This is a genomic window from Nonomuraea bangladeshensis (assembly GCF_039529455.1).
GTDB lineage: Bacteria > Actinomycetota > Actinomycetes > Streptosporangiales > Streptosporangiaceae > Nonomuraea > Nonomuraea bangladeshensis.
Window position 1 is genome coordinate 295,377 of record NZ_BAAAMV010000009.1, and the last position, 19,598, is coordinate 314,974.

General features: G+C 72.2%; 20 protein-coding genes. 8 read left to right on the forward strand and 12 right to left on the reverse strand.

What is annotated here, in order from left to right:
- Positions 1–28 precede the first annotated feature (28 nt).
- Positions 29–1,975, reverse strand: a complete 1,947-nt coding sequence (locus ABD292_RS30675) for a family 10 glycosylhydrolase (RefSeq protein ID WP_344213394.1) — start codon at positions 1,973–1,975, stop codon at positions 29–31.
- Between the two features lie 189 nt (positions 1,976–2,164).
- On the opposite strand from ABD292_RS30675, the gene ABD292_RS30680 reads away from it, so the two are divergent.
- On the forward strand, positions 2,165–3,691 hold the full coding sequence (locus tag ABD292_RS30680; protein WP_344213396.1) for a golvesin C-terminal-like domain-containing protein: 1,527 nt from the start codon (positions 2,165–2,167) through the stop codon (positions 3,689–3,691).
- A 56-nt stretch (positions 3,692–3,747) separates the two neighbouring features.
- Here the strand turns inward: ABD292_RS30680 and ABD292_RS30685 are convergent, their stop codons facing one another.
- Genes ABD292_RS30685 through ABD292_RS30695 form a run of 3 tightly spaced genes read right to left on the reverse strand, consistent with a single transcriptional unit; the run spans position 3,748 to position 5,017 of the window.
- Positions 3,748–3,960, reverse strand: coding sequence for a DUF397 domain-containing protein (locus ABD292_RS30685; protein WP_344213398.1), 213 nt, complete (start codon positions 3,958–3,960; stop codon positions 3,748–3,750).
- Between the two features lie 51 nt (positions 3,961–4,011).
- Positions 4,012–4,236 carry a DUF397 domain-containing protein gene (locus ABD292_RS30690; RefSeq protein WP_329588666.1) on the reverse strand — a complete coding sequence of 75 codons (225 nt, stop codon included), beginning with the start codon at positions 4,234–4,236 and terminating at the stop codon, positions 4,012–4,014.
- On the reverse strand, positions 4,223–5,017 hold the full coding sequence (locus ABD292_RS30695; RefSeq protein WP_344213401.1) for a helix-turn-helix domain-containing protein: 795 nt from the start codon (positions 5,015–5,017) through the stop codon (positions 4,223–4,225). Before ABD292_RS30695 ends, ABD292_RS30690 begins: the two co-directional genes overlap by 14 nt.
- Before the next feature lie 138 nt (positions 5,018–5,155).
- Here ABD292_RS30695 and ABD292_RS30700 point away from each other — a divergent pair, with 138 nt between their 5' ends.
- Complete coding sequence (locus tag ABD292_RS30700; protein WP_344213403.1) at positions 5,156–5,572, forward strand: ATP-binding protein; 417 nt, start codon at positions 5,156–5,158, stop codon at positions 5,570–5,572.
- Positions 5,569–5,793 (forward strand): hypothetical protein, encoded by a 225-nt coding sequence (locus ABD292_RS30705; RefSeq protein ID WP_344213405.1) that lies wholly within the window; start codon positions 5,569–5,571, stop codon positions 5,791–5,793. Before ABD292_RS30700 ends, ABD292_RS30705 begins: the two co-directional genes overlap by 4 nt.
- Here the strand turns inward: ABD292_RS30705 and ABD292_RS30710 are convergent.
- From ABD292_RS30710 to ABD292_RS30735, 6 genes are read right to left on the reverse strand one after another with little or no spacing between them, the layout of a single operon-like run.
- The gene (locus ABD292_RS30710; protein ID WP_344213407.1) at positions 5,745–6,506 is read right to left on the reverse strand and encodes an SDR family NAD(P)-dependent oxidoreductase; all 762 of its coding nucleotides are present in this window, start codon (positions 6,504–6,506) and stop codon (positions 5,745–5,747) included. The two genes, ABD292_RS30705 and ABD292_RS30710, sit on opposite strands and share 49 nt — an antisense overlap.
- Positions 6,507–6,525: 19 nt before the next feature.
- The gene (locus tag ABD292_RS30715) at positions 6,526–7,104 is read right to left on the reverse strand and encodes a TetR/AcrR family transcriptional regulator (RefSeq protein WP_344213409.1); all 579 of its coding nucleotides are present in this window, start codon (positions 7,102–7,104) and stop codon (positions 6,526–6,528) included.
- 40 nt (positions 7,105–7,144) lie between these two features.
- Positions 7,145–8,356 (reverse strand): hypothetical protein, encoded by a 1,212-nt coding sequence (locus ABD292_RS30720; protein WP_344213411.1) that lies wholly within the window; start codon positions 8,354–8,356, stop codon positions 7,145–7,147.
- Positions 8,353–8,889: a SigE family RNA polymerase sigma factor gene (locus ABD292_RS30725; protein ID WP_344213413.1), complete on the reverse strand. Its 537-nt coding sequence runs from the start codon at positions 8,887–8,889 to the stop codon at positions 8,353–8,355. The genes ABD292_RS30720 and ABD292_RS30725 overlap by 4 nt, the downstream gene beginning before the upstream one ends.
- 4 nt (positions 8,890–8,893) lie before the next feature.
- Positions 8,894–9,982 (reverse strand): glycosyltransferase family 9 protein, encoded by a 1,089-nt coding sequence (locus ABD292_RS30730; protein ID WP_344213415.1) that lies wholly within the window; start codon positions 9,980–9,982, stop codon positions 8,894–8,896.
- Entirely contained in the window at positions 9,982–10,770 is a 789-nt protein-coding gene (locus ABD292_RS30735) for a glycosyltransferase (protein WP_344213417.1), read from the reverse strand. The genes ABD292_RS30730 and ABD292_RS30735 overlap by 1 nt, the downstream gene beginning before the upstream one ends.
- Positions 10,771–10,921: 151 nt before the next feature.
- Here ABD292_RS30735 and rfaE2 point away from each other — a divergent pair, with 151 nt between their 5' ends.
- Positions 10,922–12,352 (forward strand): D-glycero-beta-D-manno-heptose 1-phosphate adenylyltransferase, encoded by a 1,431-nt coding sequence (rfaE2, locus tag ABD292_RS30740; RefSeq protein WP_344213419.1) that lies wholly within the window; start codon positions 10,922–10,924, stop codon positions 12,350–12,352.
- Between the two features lie 5 nt (positions 12,353–12,357).
- Here the strand turns inward: rfaE2 and ABD292_RS30745 are convergent, their stop codons facing one another.
- Complete coding sequence (locus tag ABD292_RS30745) at positions 12,358–13,188, reverse strand: alpha/beta fold hydrolase (RefSeq protein ID WP_344213421.1); 831 nt, start codon at positions 13,186–13,188, stop codon at positions 12,358–12,360.
- A 53-nt stretch (positions 13,189–13,241) separates the two neighbouring features.
- Positions 13,242–14,813, reverse strand: coding sequence for an IucA/IucC family protein (locus ABD292_RS30750; RefSeq protein ID WP_344213423.1), 1,572 nt, complete (start codon positions 14,811–14,813; stop codon positions 13,242–13,244).
- Between the two features lie 79 nt (positions 14,814–14,892).
- Between ABD292_RS30750 and ABD292_RS30755 the strand changes: the two genes are divergently transcribed.
- The 4 genes from ABD292_RS30755 (at position 14,893) to ABD292_RS30770 (ending at position 19,584) form a co-directional block, all read left to right on the forward strand.
- The gene (locus ABD292_RS30755; RefSeq protein WP_344213425.1) at positions 14,893–16,608 is read left to right on the forward strand and encodes an IucA/IucC family protein; all 1,716 of its coding nucleotides are present in this window, start codon (positions 14,893–14,895) and stop codon (positions 16,606–16,608) included.
- A 102-nt stretch (positions 16,609–16,710) separates the two neighbouring features.
- Complete coding sequence (locus ABD292_RS30760; protein ID WP_344214070.1) at positions 16,711–17,454, forward strand: STAS domain-containing protein; 744 nt, start codon at positions 16,711–16,713, stop codon at positions 17,452–17,454.
- Between the two features lie 53 nt (positions 17,455–17,507).
- Positions 17,508–17,720: a hypothetical protein gene (locus tag ABD292_RS30765; protein WP_344213427.1), complete on the forward strand. Its 213-nt coding sequence runs from the start codon at positions 17,508–17,510 to the stop codon at positions 17,718–17,720.
- A gap of 28 nt (positions 17,721–17,748) precedes the next feature.
- The gene (locus ABD292_RS30770) at positions 17,749–19,584 is read left to right on the forward strand and encodes a CheR family methyltransferase (protein WP_344213429.1); all 1,836 of its coding nucleotides are present in this window, start codon (positions 17,749–17,751) and stop codon (positions 19,582–19,584) included.
- Positions 19,585–19,598: the final 14 nt, after the last annotated feature.

A 19,598-nucleotide genomic window follows, 5' to 3' on the forward strand; every position in this document is an offset into this window, starting at 1 on the left:
ATCACGGACGGCACCTGCCCAGCGTCACTCACACCTTGGTGATGCGGACCGCGTCGGCGATCACGTAGCCGGTGGCCGAGGTCCAGCGGCTCACGCCGACCACGTTGTACGTGCCCGCGTTCAGCGTGTACGTCCCCAGCACCCGCCAGGCCCCGCCGCCCGACCGCTGGTCGACGCTGACCGTCTGGTTGCCTCCGGAGGCGGCCACGATGAACGGCGTGGCGCTGTTGTAGCCGGCGTTCGCCGGATACCACACCTCGACGCGGTAGCTGCCCGCGCTGGGGATGGTCGCCGCGTACCAGGCGGGGTCGCTGGCCGCGACCGGGTCGGCGAAGCGGTAGTCGGCGCCGTAGAGCTGGGTGGAGTAGGCGGAGGTGCCCCAGTTGCCGCTCGCCGTGAAGCCGGCGGCGGCGTTGTCCAGGATCACGCTGAACGCGCCGCCCGGGGAGCCGGCGGTCCGGCCCGCGCTGGGCGCGCTCTCCTGGTGCGTACGGGTGAGCGCGGTCACGTAGTAGGTGTTCGTGCCGCTCGCCGTGGTGTCGGTGAACGTCTTGGCCCTGGTCGTGCCGACGAGGTTGCGGGCGTCGGCGAAGAAGCACGGGTCGGCGGCCGACGGGGTGTCGGCGACGCGGTAGACCGCGTACGCGGTGCCGGAGCCGGTCCAGGTGAGCTGCACGCCTCCGCTGCCCTGGGTGGCCGCCGTGATGACCGGCGCGGCCGGAGCGGCGGCGGCGCCCCGGGCGGGCAGCAGGGCGGGCCTGGTGTAGTGGGCGTTGACCAGGCGGGTGATCGCGCCGATCCGGTCGGCCTTGACGTCCTTGGCGCTGAAGTAGACGTCGCCGACGATCTCGGGGTGCTGCCTGTTGTCGTGGAGATGGTCGCTCAGCTCCGCCGGGTCCTGCCAGGCGGCGTCCTGGCCGGAGGCGCCGGCGCGGTAGGCGGCCTGGCCGATGACGAGCTGCACGCCGGTGCCCTTGACGACGTCGGACCACCAGGCGGTCAGCACCTCGTAGGCGGCCGTGGAGAAGCCGAGGTGCCAGTAGATCTGCGGGGAGATGTAGTCCACCCAGCCCTGCTTGACCCAGGTGCGGCTGTCGGCGTAGATCGCGTCGTAGGACTGGAGGCCCGAGGTGCGCGAGCCGAGCGGGTCGGTGCCGGAGTTGCGCCAGATCCCGAACGGGCTGATGCCGAAGGAGACGTGCGGCTTGGCGGCGTGGATGCGCTGGTCGAGCTCACGGATCAGGAGGTTGACGTTCTCCCGCCGCCAGTCGGCGACGTTGCCGAACGAACCGCCGTACTGGGCGTAGGTGGCCGAGTCGGGGATCGACTCGCCGCTCACCGGATAGGGGTAGAAGTAGTCGTCGAGGTGCACGCCGTCCACGTCGTACTTGGAGACCGCGTCCATGATGGCGTCCTCGATGAAGGCGCGGACCGCCGGGATGCCCGGGTTGTAGTAGAGCTTGCCGCCGTAGGCGAACCGCCAGGAGGGGTTCTTGCGCGCGGGGTGCGTGGAGACCAGCTTGGCCGGGTCGTCGTGGTTGGCGATCCGGTACGGGTTGAACCAGGCGTGGAACTCCAGGTTCCGGGCGTGGGCCTCGCTGACCATGAACGCCAGCGGGTCGTAGCCGGGGTTGCCGCCCTGGGTGCCGGTCAGCCATTGCGACCACGGCTCGTACGACGAGGGCCAGAACGCGTCGGCGGTCGGCCTGATCTGCACGACGACGGCGTTCATGCGCTTGGCCACGGCGAGGTCCAGCCAGGCGCGGAACTCGGCCTGCTGGGCGGAGGCGGTGAGCCCGGTGCGGCTGGGCCAGTCGATGTTCGCGACGGACGAGATCCACATGGCCCTGAGCTGGCGCTTCGGGGTGGCCGGATCGGTCTGGCAGGCGGCCGCGACGGCGGCGGGGACGGGCACGACGAGGGTGACGAGTGCGGCGGTGAGCGCCGCCATGAGGGTACGCAGGAGCGCGGTCACGAAGGGAAGTTTCAGTGCATCATCCGGAAAGCGCAATAGTTTTCACGCTTTTGCGGGGGCCCAACTTCGGACATCCAGTCAACGAAGGTGAAAAGTTTCACCGAACTGGCGAGTAATGTCAATTATCGACATCGGTCAGGTAGTTGCCGTAGCGTGCGAGCCGTCACCCTTGTGAACGAGGAGCCCCCCATGGAACTCGCCCGCACGCGATTAACAGCCCTCGCCACCTCCTTCCTCGCCGTCCTCGTCCTCGTCGCCACGGGCCGCCCCGCCCTGGCCGCGCCTGCGGACGGCACGCTCACCGCCGCCTTCGCCAAGGCGGCGGCCACGTACGACGTGCCCCGCGACCTGCTGGTCGCCCTCGGCTACGCCGAGACCCACCTGGACGGCCACGACGGCAAGCCCAGCGCCAGCGGCGGCTACGGCGTCATGCACCTGGTCTCCAACCCCACCAACCACTCGCTGGAGAAGGCCGCCGAGCTCACCGGCCGCTCCGCCGACGAGTTGCGCACCGACGACGCCGCCAACGTGCTCGGCGGCGCCGCCGTCCTCCGCGCCCACGCCGACGCCCTCGGCCTCGACGAAACGGCCAGGAAGGACGCCGGCCGCTGGTACCAGGCCGTCGCCAAGTACGGCAACGCCACCTCGCCCGAGCTCGCCCGCCTCTACGCCGACGCCGTCTACGAGAGCCTCGGACTCGGCATCGACATCCGCGGCGTGCAGGTCAAGCCGCAGGAGGTCACCGCCGACCGCGGCCCGCTGGCCAAGGCCCGCGACCTCAACGCCAAGGCCGACGCCGGCGTCCTCAGCACCGACTACGGCCCCGCCGCCTGGGTCGCCGCCAGCTCCAGCAACTACACCGCCTCCAGCCGCCCGTCGAGCTACGCCATCGACCGCGTGATCATCCACGTCACGCAGGGCTCGTACGCCGGCACCATCTCCTGGTTCCAGAACTCCTCCGCCCAGGTCTCGGCCCACTACGTGGTCAAGTCCTCCAACGGCGCCATCACCCAGATGGTGCGCGAGAAGGACATCGCCTGGCACGCCGGCAACTGGACCTACAACACCCGGTCGATCGGCATCGAGCACGAGGGCTACGTCAGCGACGCCTCGTGGTTCACCGACGCGATGTACCGGGCGTCCGCGGCCCTCACCAAGGCCATCTGCGACAAGTACGGCATCCCCAAGGACCGCAGCCACATCATCGGCCACAACCAGGTGCCCGGCGCCACCCACACCGACCCGGGCTCCAACTGGAACTGGACCACGTACATGAACTACGTGACCGGTGGCGGCGGCACCCCCTCGTGGACCACCACGATCGACAACACCACCTCCGGCCAGTTCACCGCCAGCGCCAACTGGGGCACCTCCACGTACTCCAGCCAGCGCTACGGCTCCGACTACCGCTTCGCCGACCCGGTCTCCGCCAGCGACCCTGCGTGGTACTCGGCCGCCATCCCCAGCGCGGGCACGTACCGCGTCGAGGTCTGGTATCCGGCCGACGCGGGCTACAACAGCTCGGCGCCGTACATCGTGGCGGCCTCAGGCGGCAACCAGACCGTCTACGTCGACCAACGCAGCGGCGGCGGCACCTGGAAGAGCATCGGCACGTTCTCGCTGAACGCGGGGACGTACAACGTGGTCGGAATCAGCCGGTGGACCGCCGGCACCGGCTACGTCATCGCCGACGCCGTCCGCATCAGCCGCGTCTGACCCCTCCAGAACCAAGGCCCGTGCCCACCACCGCAGCGGTGGGCACGGGCCTTCCGTCAGAAGTCGAACTCCCCAAGCTTCGCGCCCGAGACGAACGCCCGAAACACCTCACCCCGCAGAATCAATGGGGCGAGCTCAGGCTGTTCGGAGTCACGGACCGCGTAACGGTCACCGCTCAGCTTGGCGACGTAGAGACAGTCACCGCCATCCGGACCGGAGAGCGAAGACTTTGTCCACCGCACGCTTTCCAGCTCGTCGCCGATCCGCATACCTTGCCGTCCTCTTCTCCGAAAACCGACGAGGGAGACAGCAAGCCGCTGTCAGAAGTCGAACTCCCCGAGCTTCGCGCCACCCACGAACGCCCGAAACACTCCACCGCGAAGAATCAGCGGCGCGACCTCAGGCTGCTCGGAGTCACGAATCGCATAACGGTCGCCGCTCAGTCTGGCGGCGTAGAGACAGTCACCGCCGCTAGATCCGGAGAGTGTGGACTTGACCCACCGGGCTGCTTCCAGCTCGGCACGCAGATCATCACTGATCTTCATACTTCGCCACCGCCTCATGTATCAGTCGCTGGCTCATCGATATGGGAAGTGCCCATTTGTGAATCGCCTCATACCTGACGCTGACCCGCCGCACCATGTCCTCATGAGCGCTCACGGAGCCCGAGGCGGCGTCTTCAAGTGAGATGTGATCCGGCATGTCCTTGCCCTGAGCGACGGCGAAGCCTCCGAGCAGACCCGCTGTAGCGCCCATCTCCAGCGGCACGATCTGGATCGAGACGAAAGGCCGCGCGAACATCTTCAACAGATGCTCCAACTGCTCTCGCATCACTTCCTTCCCACCCACCGGGCGGAGGAGAGCGCATTCGTCAATCAGCGCCCAGTACAGGGGCGGATCCACGCGCTGGAAGACCGACTGCCGCCGGAGCCGTGTCTCCACGGCATCGTCCACCCACTGCTCAGTGACTCCCGGCTCCGTCATCAGGAGGGCTCGCGCGTAGCGGGCCGTCTGGAGGAGCCCGGGGATCACCAGCGGTTGCCAGGTGCGGATGGTGTGGGCCTTCTCCTCCGCCTTCGGCCACTCGCTGAACCACCTCGGCGTGGACATGACCGTCGTGTTGGGCAGGAGCCCGTACAGCTCGCCGTTCAACCCCAGCGCCGCCTCAGCCGCCAGGGTGAACCCCTTGCTCGGCCGCCGCTTACCGCGTTCGATCAGGCCAACCAGGCTCTCGCTGCACGAAAGCAACTCCCCCAGCGCCGCCTGCGACAGCCCTGCCGCCTCGCGCGCTTTTCTCAGGATCTCGCCATAGACCTGTGCCGGCATGTCACGCCCTCTCAGGGGGACCCGGACAAGCCTCAGTAGGTCTGTCCGGCAACGGACGGTGACGGGTCGATCACAAAATAGCAGCACGCCGCCACTCTGAGGAGTGTTCTCGGACACTCGCAAAGCCGGAGCCGCACTATGGGCAACTCAGAGGTCGTCCTGTGGCGCAGCACGACGCTGCGCCGCGACGCCAGAACGTCATGGCAGGCACGCCAGGCCACCGGACTGTGGCTCGCCGACCATGATCCGGCGGTCAGGTCCGACGCGCTCCAGATCGTCGCCGAGCTGGTGGCCAACGTCTTCCAGCACGTCCCGAACGGCCGGGGCCGCGACTGGATCGGCCTCCGCCTCGGCTTCGGCGACGGCTTCGTCCGCCTGGAGGTGACCGACCCGGGCACCCCGTCCCCCATGCCCTGCTTCGTTCCCTGCCAGCTCGATCCCTTGGCGGAGTCGGGTCGCGGCCTCGGCATCGTGGCCTGCCTCAGCCTCCGCCAGGGAACGCGCCTCCTCACGAGCGGACGCCGCGTCGTCTGGGCCGACGTAGCGGCAGGATGACGACGCCCCGGACCTTTCCCGGCTGGCAGATCATCGACGGCGCAGGAGGCGGCTACATCGCCATCCGCCTTGTCCTGGTGCCGTCCACGAGCGGACTCTCCAATGTGCGGTGCGGCGCGACCCTGGCCGAGCTGCACCGGCACCTGGAGGAGGAGACGCGTCGGCGCGCCCGTCAGGCGGTGGCGCCGCCGTCCACGACGTGGTCCTGGCCGACGACGTAGCTCGACTCGGGTGAGGTCAGCCAGAGCACCGCCGCCGCGATCTCCTCGGGCGCGGCGACCCGGCCGATGGGGAGGGAGGCGCGCATGCGCTCGTCCCGCTGTTCGACGGTCTCGCCCGGACGGGTCGACATCGGGGAGTCGATCGGGCCCGGGCTGATCGCGTTGATGCGGACGCCGTCGGCGATGTGGTCGCGGGCGGCGGTGCGGGTCAGGTGGCTGACGGCGGCCTTCGAGGCGGCGTACGCGCCCGCCCCCGCCAGCCGCCAGTGCGCGCCCAGGTTGGAGGCGACGTTGACGATCGTCCCGCCGCCGTGGGAGCGCATGCGGGCCACCTCGTGCTTCATCGACAGGAACACGCCCTTGAGGTTGACCGCCAGCACCTGGTCGAAGACGTCCTCGTCGTAGTCGGCCACGGGCGCGAGCGTGCCGAAGATCCCGGCCGCGTTGCAGGCCACGTCGAGCCCGCCGAGGCGGGAGACAGCGGCGGCGACCATGGCGGCGGCCTCGGCCGAGCGGGAGACGTCGGCGGCGAACGCACTCGCCCGGCCGCCGGCCGCCTCGATCTCCTTGACCAGGCCGGACAGGCGTCCGGCGTCGCGGCCGACCACCAGTACGGCGGCGCCCTCCCGCGCGTACGCCCGCGCCACCGCCCCGCCCACGACACCCGTCGCGCCGGTGACGAGGGCGACCTTCCCCGCGAAACGCTCACTCATGATTCTTGACCAATCGTTCTCAAATTTGGACGGCTGTCATGGCCTCTTCGACGGCGGCGCGGAGGCGGCGGGGATCGGGGTCGGCGCGGCCGAGCACCCGTACGCCCTGGAGCAGCACGAGCAGGAACCTGGCCAGCGCGTACGGATCCTTGTGCCCGGGGATCTCCCCCTGGGCCCGCGCCCGCACCAGCGCCGCCGCGATGGCCGTCTCCAGCCCCGCCCAGCTCTCCACCACCCGCCGCGACACGACCGGGTCGCGCGAGCCGAACTCGACCGCCGTGTTGACCACCATGCACCCCCGCCGCAGCTCGTCGGCCAGGCACTCGGCCACGTAGCCGTCGAGGAAGGCGCGCAGCGCCGGCAGCACGGGCCCCGGCTGCGACAGCGGCCCCACCACGTCGTTGCGCGCGAGATAGAGCTCCAGCGCCTTCAGATAGAGCTCGCGCTTGCCGCCGAAGGTGCCGTAGATGCTGGCCCGCGCGACGCCGAGCCGTTCCACGAGGTCGGCCATCGAGGTGCCCTCGTAGCCGCGCTCCCAGAACAGCTCCAGCGCCTTCTCCAGCGCGACCTCGGGATCGAACTCCTTGCTCCGTGCCACGCGAGCCACGTTAACACTATCTAGAACGATCGGTCAAAAATCACCGCGGCGTCAGGACCCAGCGCCAGGCGTCCTGCTTGTTGGAGTTCCGGTAGGCGGCGAGCTGGGTCATCCGCGCGCCGTCCACGCTCACCAGCACCAGACCGTTGTCGAACTCGTCCCCGCAGGAGCCCGCGCAGCCCAGGGCGAGCACGTTGTCGTCGTCCGCCCAGGCGTGCAGCTGCAGGACGTTCTGGCGGCCGACGATCTCACCGGTCGCGCTGTCGGTGATCTCGGTGGGCAGGCCGTCGGGCCCGAGCACGCGGCGGCCGTCGGGCGAGAGCGCCGACTCCGTTGAGTAGCGGACGTAGCGCTGGCCCTGCGGGGCGTCGCGCGGCTCGCCGTCGAGGGTGTACCAGACACGATCGGGCTCGGTGTCCGTGGGCGCCCAGATCGCCGTGCCGTCCAGGCTCCAGCCGAGGTCCTGGCGGCCGTTCATGTTGGCAGGGACGTCATTGCCCGTCCGGGCGGGCAGCGCGTGGTAGACGGCCTCGCCGGACCCGACGTCGAGGATGAAGTAGCCGGTGCGCGGGCTGTCACGGAGGATCAGGCTGTCGGGCTCGGGCCCGCGCTCCACCGCGTCGGGATAACTGGAGTACGCGGTGGCGAGCACCTTCGTGCCGTCGGGCGACCAGGTGACCGAGGCCACCGGATGCTCCAGGTCGAACCACTTGAGAATCTGCCGGGTGTTCAGGTCCAGGATGCCCAGCCGCCGCGCGGGCAGCTCGCGCTCCAGCACGGCGGCGACCTGGAGCCCCGGAGCCACGTCCACCCAGCCCCAGGAGGTCCGCTCGTAGCCGTCGCTGCGCGGGTCGTACAGGGACCAGGTGCGCACGACGTGCCGCAACCTCCCCTCGACCGGCTCCTCCTTGGTGGTGTAGTACGCCGACACCGCCAGCCGTCCCGCCGCGACCAGCCGGCTGGGCGGGCTGTGCTCGACGTCGGCGCGCACGTCGGTCGGGGCGGGCGAGGGCCGGGCCGGGAGCGTGATCCCGTCGGCCGGACGCACGCTGACCGCCGGCGCGGGACGGTCCCCCACCGTCCCCGCCACGAACGTGACGCCCGCGATCAGCGCCGCCACCAGCCCCGCCGCCAGGACGGCCACCCTCGCCGGCCGACGGACGCGCCTCCGTAGCGCCCGATCGGCCAGGTCGTGGGGAACGTGAACCTCCCCGGCCCACTCCTCCATCGTGTCGCGCAGCAACCGGGTCACCGGGCCACCTCCAGCTCTCGTGCCAGCTCCGGGGCGATCTCGCGCAGCCGCGCCAGCGACCGGTGCGCGGTGCTCCTGACCGTGCCGACCGAGCAGCCCAGCGTCCGGGCGACCTCCTGCTCGGGCAGGTCCTCGAAGTACCGCAGCACCACCACCGCACGCTGGCGGGGGGTGAGCCGGGCGAGCGCGGCCCGCAGCATCATGCGCAGCTCGCTCTGGTGGTTGAGGTCCCGCCCCGCGGTCTCCGGCGGGTCGGCCTGGATCACCTCGCCGCGCCGGGCGCTCGTCCGCCACCAGCTCACCTGCTGGCGGTACATGGTCTGCCGCACGTACGCCTCAGGGGCGGCCACCCGCCGCCATTTGGCGGCCAGCTTGGCCAGCGCGCTCTGCACCAGGTCCTCGGCCGCGTGCTGATCGCCGCCGGCGAGCAGGTACCCCAGCCTCATGAGCGCGGGGGAACGCGCGGCGACGAACTCGCGGAAACGCTGCTCGTCCGCGGCGTCCACGATCACCTCCGGAAGGTTCGACGTCACCCTCTCAGACGCCGCGTGGCCCCTCCGCTATGCGTGTTTCCGCGAGAAGATCCCCGGCCTGCTCCAGTACGTCGTCCACCGGCACGTCACGCACCCACGACACGTCGTGCGGGCAGCGCTCGCCCCGCGGGTCCACGCCGTCCGCGCCGCACACCGGGCAGCCGGTGGTCCACGAGATCAGCGGCCGGTGCCGGGTGCGGGTGAGCGGGCCGTAGCTGACGAGGTTAACGCACCAGTAGACGGCGACCGTGGGCGTGCCGACCGCGGCGGCCAGGTGGCGGGGGCCGGTGTCGTTGCCGATCACGAGGTCGCAGCGCTCGTACAGCGCGGCCAGCGCGCCGAGGCCGAGCGTGCCCGCGACGGCGGCGGCGGGCCGGCGCATCGCGGCGACGACTCCCTCCACCAGGTCCCGCTCGGCGGCCGAACCGGTGACCACGACCGGCCGGCCGAGCCGGTCGGCGACCGCGGCGAAACGCTCCACGGGCCAGCGCCGGCGCGGGTCGCGCGCGCCCGGGTGCAGCGCGACCAGGCCGGGCGGCGGCGCGCCGAACGCGGCGGCCAGCTCCTCCCGGTCACGGCCGGTGACCGCCACCCGCGGCTCCAGACCGCCCGCCCGGTCGCCCGCCCTGCCGCCGACCAGCGCGGCCACCTCCAGGAAGCGCAGGCTCTCGTGGTGGTGGTCGACGTACGGCACCCAGCGGTCCAGCTCGTCGGCGTCCGGCGTCCGCAGCCCCGCCGTCACCCGCGCGCCGAGCCGCCGGACGAACGGGTTGGAGTACCGGCCGCCGCCGTGGATCTGTACGGCCAGGTCGAAGGCCCGCTCGCGCAGCCCCTCGCACAGCCCGCCGGGGACCGGATGCCCGCCCTCGCTCGTGGACACGCCGGTGATCGGCGGCAGCGCGACCACCTCGTCCACCGGCCCCGGCCGCCCCTCCAGGAACCCGGCGTGCCACGGCAGGCCGAGCAACGTCAGCTTCGCGTCCGGGTAGGCCGACCTGAGCGCGTCCAGGGCGGGCACGGACAGCAGGAAGTCGCCGATGGCGTTGGCCCGCAGCACGGCGATCCGCTCGACCCCGGGGACCAGCCCGCCCATCAGGTCTCCAGCACGTGGTCGTAGCACTCGGCCCGCCGGTCCACCACGGTGGTCGGCAGCTCCAGGTGGTAGGCGCGGCTGGGCAGCAGCCCGGCCCCGCCGTAGCGTTCCATTACGCGGAGCTGGGCGACGACGTCCTCGCCGGCGTGCGCGGGCGGCACCGCACGCCAGAAGCCGAACCCGCCGCACTCCACCAGCCGCTCCCGGTCGTAGAGCACGCAGCCTCCGATCCAGGCCACCTTGTACGCCCGCCACCCCCGCTCCGCGCCCACCTTGGCGGCCAGGTGCAGCGGGTTGGCCGCGTTGTGCAGGGTGTGCCGCCGCCAGGCGGGCTGGTCCCTCCGCACCCGCTCGGGTCGCACGGGACCGGCCCACTCCTCGTACGAAGTCAGCTCGTGCGGCCGCACGTCCTCCCGGTACGACAGCCCGTGCAGCGCGTACCCGACGAACCCGCACCGCAGCTCGGCCAGCGCGCCGGTCAGCGTGGCGAGGGCGTCCGGCTCCAGCCACACGTCGTCGTCGAGGTAGAGCGCGAACCTGCGCCGGGCCCGGTCCAGCAGGAACTGCCGCTGCTCGGCCAGGCCCTTCGGCGGCACGTTCCGCAGCGGCTCGACCGGCGAGCCCCGATGCTCCAGGATGCGTACGGCCGCCGCCACCAGCGGGTCCTCGGCCACGGGCCGCGCCGACTGGTCGGAGACGACCACGCGGAAGCCGCCCGCGGTCTGGGCGGCGAGCCCGGCGAGCGTGACCGCCAGCGCGCCCGGACGGTCCTTCGTCGGGACGAGCACATCGAGTTCCGAGCCAACGTCGAGTTGGGAGCCCACATCGAGTTCTGAGCCGTGCACAGGAGCCCGGCTACCCCGGCGAAACCCCTCGATAACCTGCGGCGACACCCGGCACCCGGGGTTTGGAGAGCCCTTCTGCTGGTACTCGCCTGTCATGGGCACCACCAACGAGAAGATCATCAACGCAGTGGTCGTCGGTGACGTCATGCTCGACTCCTGGCTGCACGGCTCGGCCAAGCGGCTCGCGCAGGAAGCTCCGGTGCCCGTGATGAGCCTGGAGAGCACCGAGAACGCCCCGGGCGGCGCCGCCAACACCGCCGCCAACCTGGTCGCGCTCGGCGCACGCGTACGCCTGATCGGCGTGGCCGGCCACGACGAGCCCGGCGAGGAGCTGCGGCAGGCGCTGCGGCTGCTCGGCGTCGAGACGGACCTGCTGACCGTGCCTGGGCGGCGTACCTCGCACAAGCGGCGGCTGGTCACCGAGGGCCAGCTCATCGCCCGCTTCGACGACGAGGACCAGGACCCGCTCCCCGAGGAGGCCGAACGCGAGCTGCTGCGCCGCGTCGCGGCCGTCGCGCCGGCCGCCGACGTGGTCGTGGCCTGCGACTACGGGGGCGGCGTGTTCACCCCGGCGGTACGCAGGTCGCTCGCGGGCCTGCCCCTGCTCGTCGTGGACGCGCACGCGGTGGCGCCCTGGCGGGAGTGCCGGCCGAACGCCGTGCTGCCCAACTACGCCGAGGTCGTCCGGCTGCTCGCCGAGGAGGACGGCGAGCCGGACCGGCTGGGCTTCCTGATGGCGCGCAGCGACCGGGTGCTGGAGCTGACCGGCGCGGACATGGTGGTGACCACGCTCGACGGCGAGGGCACGCTGCTGCACCGGGCGGGCGTGCCGCCGTACCGGACGTACGCGCACCCGGCGCCGCAGCACATGGCGACCGGCGCGGGCGACACCTACACGGCGGCCTTCGCGCTCTGGCTGGCCGGCGGGGCCACTCCGGAGGAGGCCGCGCAGGCGGGCCAGGCGGCGGCCGCCGTCGTCGTACGCCGCCCCGGCACCGCCGTGTGCACCCGCCACGACCTGCTGCGCGCGCTGCGCCGCCGCGAGGGCGCGGTGCAGACCCCGGAGCGCCTGGCCGAGCTGCTGGACGAGCACCGGCGCGCGGGAGAGAAGGTCGTGTTCACGAACGGCTGCTTCGACGTGCTGCACCGCGGCCACGTCACCTACCTGGAGCAGGCGGCGCAGCTCGGCGACGTGCTGGTGGTGGCGGTCAACAGCGACGCCGGCGTGGCCCGGCTGAAGGGCGCGGGCCGGCCGGTCAACTCGTGCGAGGACCGCATGTCGGTGCTGGCCGCGCTGCACGGCGTGGACTACGTGGTCGAGTTCGACGAGGACACGCCTGAGCGGCTGATCAGGATGATCCGCCCTGAGCTGTACGTGAAGGGCGGCGACTACACGCCGGAGATGCTGCCGGAGACGCCGCTCGTCCGCGCCCTGGGCGGCGAGGTGCGGGTGCTCGACTACCTGCCCGACCGCTCCACCACGGCGATCATCGGCCGCATGCGGTCACTGCCGGAGAACGCCTGAGGACGCTAGAGCAGGACCCGCTCCAGCCACGGCCGCAGGACGGGCAGCACGCTCTCGGCCCGCATCGCGCCCATGTGGTCGAGCCCGTCCAGCACGGCGACCTCCCAGCCGCGCGCCTCCAGCTCGCCCCGGTGCCGGGTCAGCGGCCCGGCGAGGTCCACCCGGGTCCCGCCCCACTCCTCGGCGTAGTCGATGGCGTCGGCCGAGCCGGCGAAGCACAGGCGCGGGCAGGTCAGCCGGACGGCCTTGTCGTCGAAGTCCTGGAGCGCCTCGTACAGCGTGACGAACTGCCGGGCCTGCGGCTCGCTCGGCACGTTCTGGACCGACCCCCAGTCGCCCGGCTCCACCGGCTCCGTGGCGGGCGGCGGCGGGTCGATCGCCTTCTCGTACGTGGCCGTGGTGACCTTCAGCATCTCGGCGTACGGGCCCTCGTAGGGCGGGTAGCCACCCATCGCCAGCGCGGCCAGCCGGTCGGTACGGAGGGCGAGCTGCAGCCCGGAGAGCGCCAGCCACGAGTAGCCGTAGTACGCGAAACTCCCGGCCCCCACCGCGTCGGCCACGGCGAGCAGGTCGGCCGACACGTTGTCCGGGGTGAGGGTGTCCGGCTTGGGGACGGCCATGAGGTGGCCGGTGTAGTCGAAGGCCGCGACGCGGAAGGCGTCGCTCAGCCCGTCGATGAGCGAGCGGCCGAGCGCCGGGTCCGCGCCCCATTTGCGCATCTCCTCGGCCTGCTCGCCCTCGATCGGGCGCGGGTCCACGGGAAGCAGCACGACCGGCCCTGAGCCGTGCACCTCCACCTCGATGCCGCTGCCGTCGTGCAGTACCGCCTCGGGCATGTCGCTCCCCCTCATCTCATTACGCCGTAAGGCATTGCCTTCCGAACAATAGCTTAGGGCGTAAAGAGTCTCAACGGATTAGGGATGGGGACGCAGCGCATGGCCTCGCCCTCGGCGTCCGTCCAGCGCAGCAGCAGGTTCGCCTTCGCCGGGACGTACGGGTCCGACAGCAGCGCCCGCAGCTCCTCCGGATCGCCGTGCTCCCGCCCCGCGTCCTTGAACACCGACCGCGCCCGCGCCCACAGCTCGTCCCGCAGCGCGGGATGGCGCTCGGTCACCGCGCCGGCGATCTCCATCAGATTGTTGGTCACCAGGCAGTAGACCAGCCGCTCCCAGCCGTAGGCCCGGCTCACCGAGGCCGCGCCCGGCAGGTCGGGCCGCCGCTCGGCGAGGATCCGCACGCCCTCGTGGTCGCGGAAGAGGGCCTGCGCGGGCAGGCCCCGCCCGTCCACGCCGACCAGCACGTTCTGCAGATGGCACTCGAAGACGACGCCGTGCCGCAGGCAGGCGTGCAGGACCGGCGGCACCACGTGCTCCAGGTAGCGCTCCCACCACAGCAGGGCCGTGTCCTCGTCGAGGCCGTCCAGCGGGTTGCCGGGGAAGCCCTCGCTGATCCCGGCCGCCTGCACGGCGGTCAGGCCGGGCCGCAGATGCGCGCCCAGCCCGTCCCGTACGATCACCGCCAGCGCCTCGCCGCCGTCCCCGCCGCCCAGGTCCGCGCTCCGGTAGCCGCGGTCGCGCAGCACGGCGGGCCTCGGCACGTGCCCGGCCAGCCCGTCGAAGGCCCCGTCCACCAGCTCGGCGACCTCCCGCAGCCGCCGCAGGTCGCGGGACCAGAGGCGGCGTACGTCGTTGGTGATCCGCACGTCGAGACTGAACTTGCAGAACAGATCCGTCTCCGGCAGGTACACCGTCCGGATCGAGGACGTGGCCACCGCCACTTCTGAGGTGACGCCCAGGTGACGCAGCGGCGCGCCCAGCAGCTCCACCTGCCAGGGGTGGGCGGGCAGCGGCACCAGGCCGTCCACGCCGGCGGCCGGGGCGAGCGCGTCCAGCGCGGCCGGGTCGCCGTCCTCGACGAGGAGCTCTGGGGGCACGCCGAGCAGCGGCAGCGCGAAGCTCGCGCGTACCTCGGGCGAGTACCGCAGCCACTCCTCCGGGCCCGCGCCGCCCCGGGCCTTGGGCGCCGGATGGTAGCGGTGGCCGGCGAGGAGCGCCTGCTCCGAACGCAGGTACAGGTCGGCGGGCGGCTCCGTGGCCCGCCGCGCGGCCAGGAGCGCGGCGGCGACGTCGCGACTGTGACGGATCTCGGCGGGCAGGACGTCGTTGGCGGTGCCCGTACGGGTGCGCAGCTCGGCGGCGGTGAGCTCGACGAGGTCGTCCAGCGGCAGCGGCCGCCACCCGTCCGCGGCGCGCAGCTCGGGGTCGGCGGGGAAACGCCCGCCGCTCACCCGCAGGACGTGGCCGGTCGCGGGCAGCACGTACGTGCCGGCGTCGGGACCCGGGTGGGCGACCTCCCGGACCAGGCAGTTGAGCAGCGCCGTCACCGCGAGTGCGGTGGCGTGCGTCCAGGCTTCTCGCTCCGGCCCGCCGCCGGGCGGGAGGAGGCCGTCTGTGGATGGCATGGCGACCTTCTCCTACCGTTTGTACCCATCAGCGCACACAGGCTAGCTAAACAGGATGTTCGTGGAAATCGGGGGGATTATGGGGCGAGACGAGAGTGATTTCGCTGCGGAGCTAGCCACCGTACGCCCAGCCCTGTCGGCCGCCTACGCCGCGGCCGTGCCCGGCGCCCGCGCCGCCGTCCTGGGCCGCCTGTGGCGCAGCCTCCTGCACGAACCACTCCCCGGCATCGTCACCTCCCCGGGCCACACCGCCCAACACGGCTGCCTCCCCCCGGAGGGGGGCGAGGTGGTGCTGGCCGATGGGCGGCGGCTGCGCGGGCCGGAGCGGCGGCCCCATGACCTCGGCGAGGTGCCCGTCCTATGGCTGGACGGGACGCCGTACCGGGAGCCCGCCGCGCTCCTCGCCGCGCTCGGGCTCCCCGGCAGCGCACGGCTCACCGCCGACCTGGCCAACAGCGTCGCCTCCCTGGCACTGTCGCGCGCCAACGCCCGCCCGAACGTCCACCCGGGCGCCCACGCAGGCGCCCACCCGACCGCCCGCGTGCAGGCCCGACCGGGACACCCCCGCGTCCCGGAGGACCACGAGCAGGACGTCGTGGACGGCCACCCCTACCACCCGTGCTGCCGCAACCGCCCCGGCGTGTCGGTCGTCGAGCAGCTCGCCTACATGCCCGAGCACCGGCCCGTCGTCGCCCTCGACCTGGTCGCCGTCCCCGCCGCCGACTGCCTGGTCTCCGGCCCGTGGCCGGACGCGCTGACCGACGGCGACCGGCTGCTGCTGCCCGTGCACCCCTGGCAGAGCGAGCACGTGCTGCCGGACCTCGGGGTGCGGCCGTACCGGAAGGGGGCGATCCCGGCCCGGCCGCTGATGTCCGTGCGCACGCTCGCCCCGCTGGACGGCGGCCCGCATCTGAAGACGGCGTTCACCACGCGGATGACCTCGGCCGTCCGCGACATCTCCCCCGGCTCGATCCGCGACTGCGTCCCGCTGTCGGACCTCCTCACGGAGCTGTCCCGCCGCGCCGCAGGCCCGCGCATGATCCGCTACCTGGCCGGAGCCGCCGCGACCGTGAAGGGCGAGTTCAGCGCGGACCTCGCGGTCATGCTGCGCGAGCCCACCCGGGCCTTCGCCGGGAGCGCCGACGTGCTGCCACTCGCCGCGGTGACCACAGACGCGGGGACCCGCGGCGCGGGGACCCCCGGCGCGGTGGCCCCCGGCGCGGTGGCCCCCAGCGCGGTGGCCTCTGGCGCGGTGGACGACCCGGCCGCCTGGCTGGCCGCGTTCGCCCGGCTCGCGCTGCCCGCCGCCCTGCGGCTGCTGGCCGCGGGCGCGGCGCTGGAGGCCCACGGCCAGAACCTCCTGGTCGTGCTGGACGGACGGGGCCGCCCCGCCCGCCTGGCCTACCGCGACCTCGCCGACGTCCGCCTGAGCCCGGCCCGGCTGGCCAGGCACGGCGTCGAGGTGCCGCCGGTCGCCGCGCGGCTGCTGCACGACGATCCCGGCGTCCTGCACGCCAAGCTGTACGGCTCGCTGATCGGCACGACGTTCGGCGGCCTGGTGGCCGGCTTCTCCGGCGGCGACCGCGACGTGGAGGCCGGACTGTGGAGGATCGTGCGCGACGCCGCGCGCGAGGCGTTCGACGGTCTGCCGTGCGATCCGGACGTACGGGCCGACCGGAAGGCCCTGTTCGCCCCGTACCTCATGGTGAAGGCCCACCTGCTGGCTCAGCTCGACGGCACACCACCAGGGGACAACTGGATCAAACTGCCTAATCCACTCTTCGTATCGCCATGACTGCGAATCGTCTGGCCCTCGGCGTCGGGAGGGAGCACTATGACGGAGGACCGTGATGTGTGCCGCCGCGTTCGCGAGGCGGGGGAGGAGGGCCGTCCGGTGATGCAGCTGTCTGTGCGGCTCGTGCCCGTCGGGGAGACGACCCTGGTGGTCGCCCTCACGGGAGAGCTGGATGCGACGACCAGGCCCGTCCTGGCCGCGTTCCTGGACCCGCTGCCGCGGTCCAAGGTCAAACACGTCGTGGTCGCCGCCTCCGACCTCTGGTTCTGCGACCTCGACGGCCTGCAGCAGCTCGCGCTGACGCACAGCGCCATGCGGCGCAAGGGCGGCGGCCTCCTCGTGGCGGAGGCCAGGCCGTCGCTGCTCCGGCTCATCTCGCTCATGGACGGGCAGGCGGAGCCCATCCCGGTCTATCCGAGCATGCCGGAGGCCCTGGCGCAGACCGACGTGGACGTCTACGAGGTGTCGGGGCCGCCCACGCCGATCCCCCGCCACATGCCGCTCCTCCGCAACCTGCGCACCACCTCGCCGGGCGAGGACGCCCGCGACCGCCCGCGACCACAGAAAGCCGCGTTGTCCCTGGTGATGAGCCGCTCGCGCGGCCTGCGCGAGCAGACGCTCCGCCAGCGCTCGACGCTGACCCGGCAGCTCCTGCGGACCGCGCAGTCCCGCACCCTGCTGCTGTCGGCCCGCGAGCGCTGCGTCGCCAGCCTGGAGGTGCTGCGTACGAGCCGCGTCAGCATCCAGTCCGCGATCGACGGCAGGGCCGCGCCGGGCACGCATGACGCCGTGCATGACCACGACGTTTCCGGACAGGAGAGGAGGCATGTGGACGACAGGAGGTGACCTCGTCGCCGCGGCGCCGGCGGAGCGGGACGCCCGTCGAAGGGGAGGACCACGTGCGCGACGACGACTTGGCCAAGGAGATCGACCAGCTCCTGCGGGACAGCCGGGCGGACGCGCGGCCGGACGCGGTGGAACGCGCCCTGTGGGTGGCCGTCCGGCGGCTGGAGGAGCGGGTGCGCACACTGGAGCGCATCACCGGCACGGCTGAGGAGCCCACGCTGCGATCCCGCATCGGCCGGGGCGACGAATCCGCGATGACCGACTGAGCGGAGCCGCCCGGCGTAGGCTGGCGCAGTGACCCCAGAGGATGAGCGCGAGCTCGACGATCTCCTCCTCCTGCTGAAGGAGACCCGCGGCTTCGACTTCACCGGCTACAAGCGCAACACCCTCGTCCGTCGCATCGCCCGCCGGCTTGAGGCGCTGAAGCTGGCCGCCTACGGCGAATACCGGGACTACCTGGAGCTGCACTCCGAGGAGTACACCCGGCTGTTCGACAGCCTCCTGATCAACGTCACGAGCTTCTTCAGGGACGCCGCCGCCTGGCAGCGGCTGCGCGAGAGCGTGCTCCCCGCCCTGATGGAGCACGATCAGCCCATCCGCGTGTGGAGCGCCGGCTGCGCCACCGGCGAGGAGGCGTACACCATCGCCATGGTGCTGGCCGAGGAGCTCGGCGTCGACGCCTTCCGCGAGCGCGTCAAGATCTACGGCACCGACCTCGACGAGAAGGCGCTGCACCTGGCCCGCACCGGGGTCTACGCCGAGCGGGCGCTCGGCGAGGTGCCGCTCGACCTGCGCGAGACCTACTTCGAGCCGGTCGAGAACGGGTTCACCTTCCGCCGCGACCTGCGCCGCCAGCTCATCTTCGGCCGCAACGACCTGACCCGCGACGCGCCGATCTCGCGCGTCGACCTGCTGCTCGTCCGCAACACGCTGATGTACTTCAACACGGAGATGCAGCTCAACATCGTCCGGCGCTTCCACTTCGCGCTGGCCGACACCGGCTACCTGTTCCTGGGCAAGGCCGAGATGCTGCTCAACCACAGCGACACGTTCGAGCCCGTGGACCTGCGGATGCGGCTGTTCAGGAAGCTGAGGCCCACCGGCCACAGCACCCGGGCGACCTGGTCTGCGGTCGGCAGCGCCTCCGACCTCGCCGCGCGGTTACCCGCCCTCGCGTCGGTCGCGCTCGCGTCGGGGCCGGTGGCGCAGCTCGTGCTCGACCTGCCGGGCGACCTGGCGCTGGCCAACTCCAGGGCCGAGGCGCTGTTCAACCTCGGCCCGCGCGACGTCGGGCGGCCGTTCCAGGACCTGGAGGTGTCCTACCGGCCGGTCGAGCTGCGCTCGGTCATCGAACAGGCCCGCCACGAGCTGCGTACGGTCGAGCTGCGCGAGGTGGGCTGGCGGCGGCCCGGCCAGCCGGAGGACAGCGTCTTCGACGTGTCCGTGGTGCCGCTCCTCGCCTCGGGAAACCTGGCGGGCATCAGCATCCACTTCAACGACGTCACCCGTTACCGCAGGCTGCGCGACGAGCTGGAGGAGGCCAACCGCCAGCTCGAACAGGCCTACGAGGAGCTCCAGTCGCTCAACGAGGAGCTGGAGACCACCAACGAGGAGCTCCAGTCCACGAACGAGGAATTGGAGACCACCAACGAGGAGCTCCAGTCCACCAACGAGGAGCTGGAGACGATGAACGAGGAGCTCCAGTCCACCAACGACGAGCTGCAGCAGATCAACGACGCCCTCGCCGCCCGCACCATCGAGCTGGACGAGGTCAACCGGTTCGTCTCGTCGGTGGTGCGCAGCCTCGGCGACGCGGTGGTGGTGCTGGACGACCAGCTCAGGGTGATCGTCTGGAGTCCCGGGGCGGAGGAGCTGTGGGGGGTGCGGACCGTCGAGGCCGTGGGCGCGACCCTCTCGGCGCTCGACATCGGCCTGCCGCTCGACACGCTCGCCCCCCGGCTGCGGGCGGCGCTCCGCGCGGACCCGCGTGAGGAGGGGCTGGTGCTCGACGCGGTCAACCGCAGGGGCCGGCCGGTGGCGCTCTCGGTGCAGGTGTCCCGCCTGCGGGCCGAGGACGACGACACGCGCGGGCTCATCCTGGTGATGCGCGTGCTGGGCGCGGGCGGCTGACGCCCGCTCGCGTG

Excerpts from the sequence above, each read along its gene's own strand:
- ABD292_RS30680 (WP_344213396.1), top strand. The coding sequence starts at position 2,165 with ATGGAACTCGCCCGCACGCGATTAACAGCCCTCGCCACCTCCTTCCTC.
- ABD292_RS30685 (WP_344213398.1), bottom strand. The coding sequence starts at position 3,960 with ATGCGGATCGGCGACGAGCTGGAAAGCGTGCGGTGGACAAAGTCTTCG.
- ABD292_RS30690 (WP_329588666.1), bottom strand. The coding sequence starts at position 4,236 with ATGAAGATCAGTGATGATCTGCGTGCCGAGCTGGAAGCAGCCCGGTGG.
- ABD292_RS30695 (WP_344213401.1), bottom strand. The coding sequence starts at position 5,017 with ATGCCGGCACAGGTCTATGGCGAGATCCTGAGAAAAGCGCGCGAGGCG.
- ABD292_RS30700 (WP_344213403.1), top strand. The coding sequence starts at position 5,156 with ATGGGCAACTCAGAGGTCGTCCTGTGGCGCAGCACGACGCTGCGCCGC.
- ABD292_RS30705 (WP_344213405.1), top strand. The coding sequence starts at position 5,569 with ATGACGACGCCCCGGACCTTTCCCGGCTGGCAGATCATCGACGGCGCA.
- ABD292_RS30710 (WP_344213407.1), bottom strand. The coding sequence starts at position 6,506 with ATGAGTGAGCGTTTCGCGGGGAAGGTCGCCCTCGTCACCGGCGCGACG.
- ABD292_RS30730 (WP_344213415.1), bottom strand. The coding sequence starts at position 9,982 with ATGGGCGGGCTGGTCCCCGGGGTCGAGCGGATCGCCGTGCTGCGGGCC.
- rfaE2 (WP_344213419.1), top strand. The coding sequence starts at position 10,922 with ATGGGCACCACCAACGAGAAGATCATCAACGCAGTGGTCGTCGGTGAC.
- ABD292_RS30745 (WP_344213421.1), bottom strand. The coding sequence starts at position 13,188 with ATGCCCGAGGCGGTACTGCACGACGGCAGCGGCATCGAGGTGGAGGTG.
- ABD292_RS30750 (WP_344213423.1), bottom strand. The coding sequence starts at position 14,813 with ATGCCATCCACAGACGGCCTCCTCCCGCCCGGCGGCGGGCCGGAGCGA.
- ABD292_RS30755 (WP_344213425.1), top strand. The coding sequence starts at position 14,893 with ATGGGGCGAGACGAGAGTGATTTCGCTGCGGAGCTAGCCACCGTACGC.
- ABD292_RS30760 (WP_344214070.1), top strand. The coding sequence starts at position 16,711 with ATGCAGCTGTCTGTGCGGCTCGTGCCCGTCGGGGAGACGACCCTGGTG.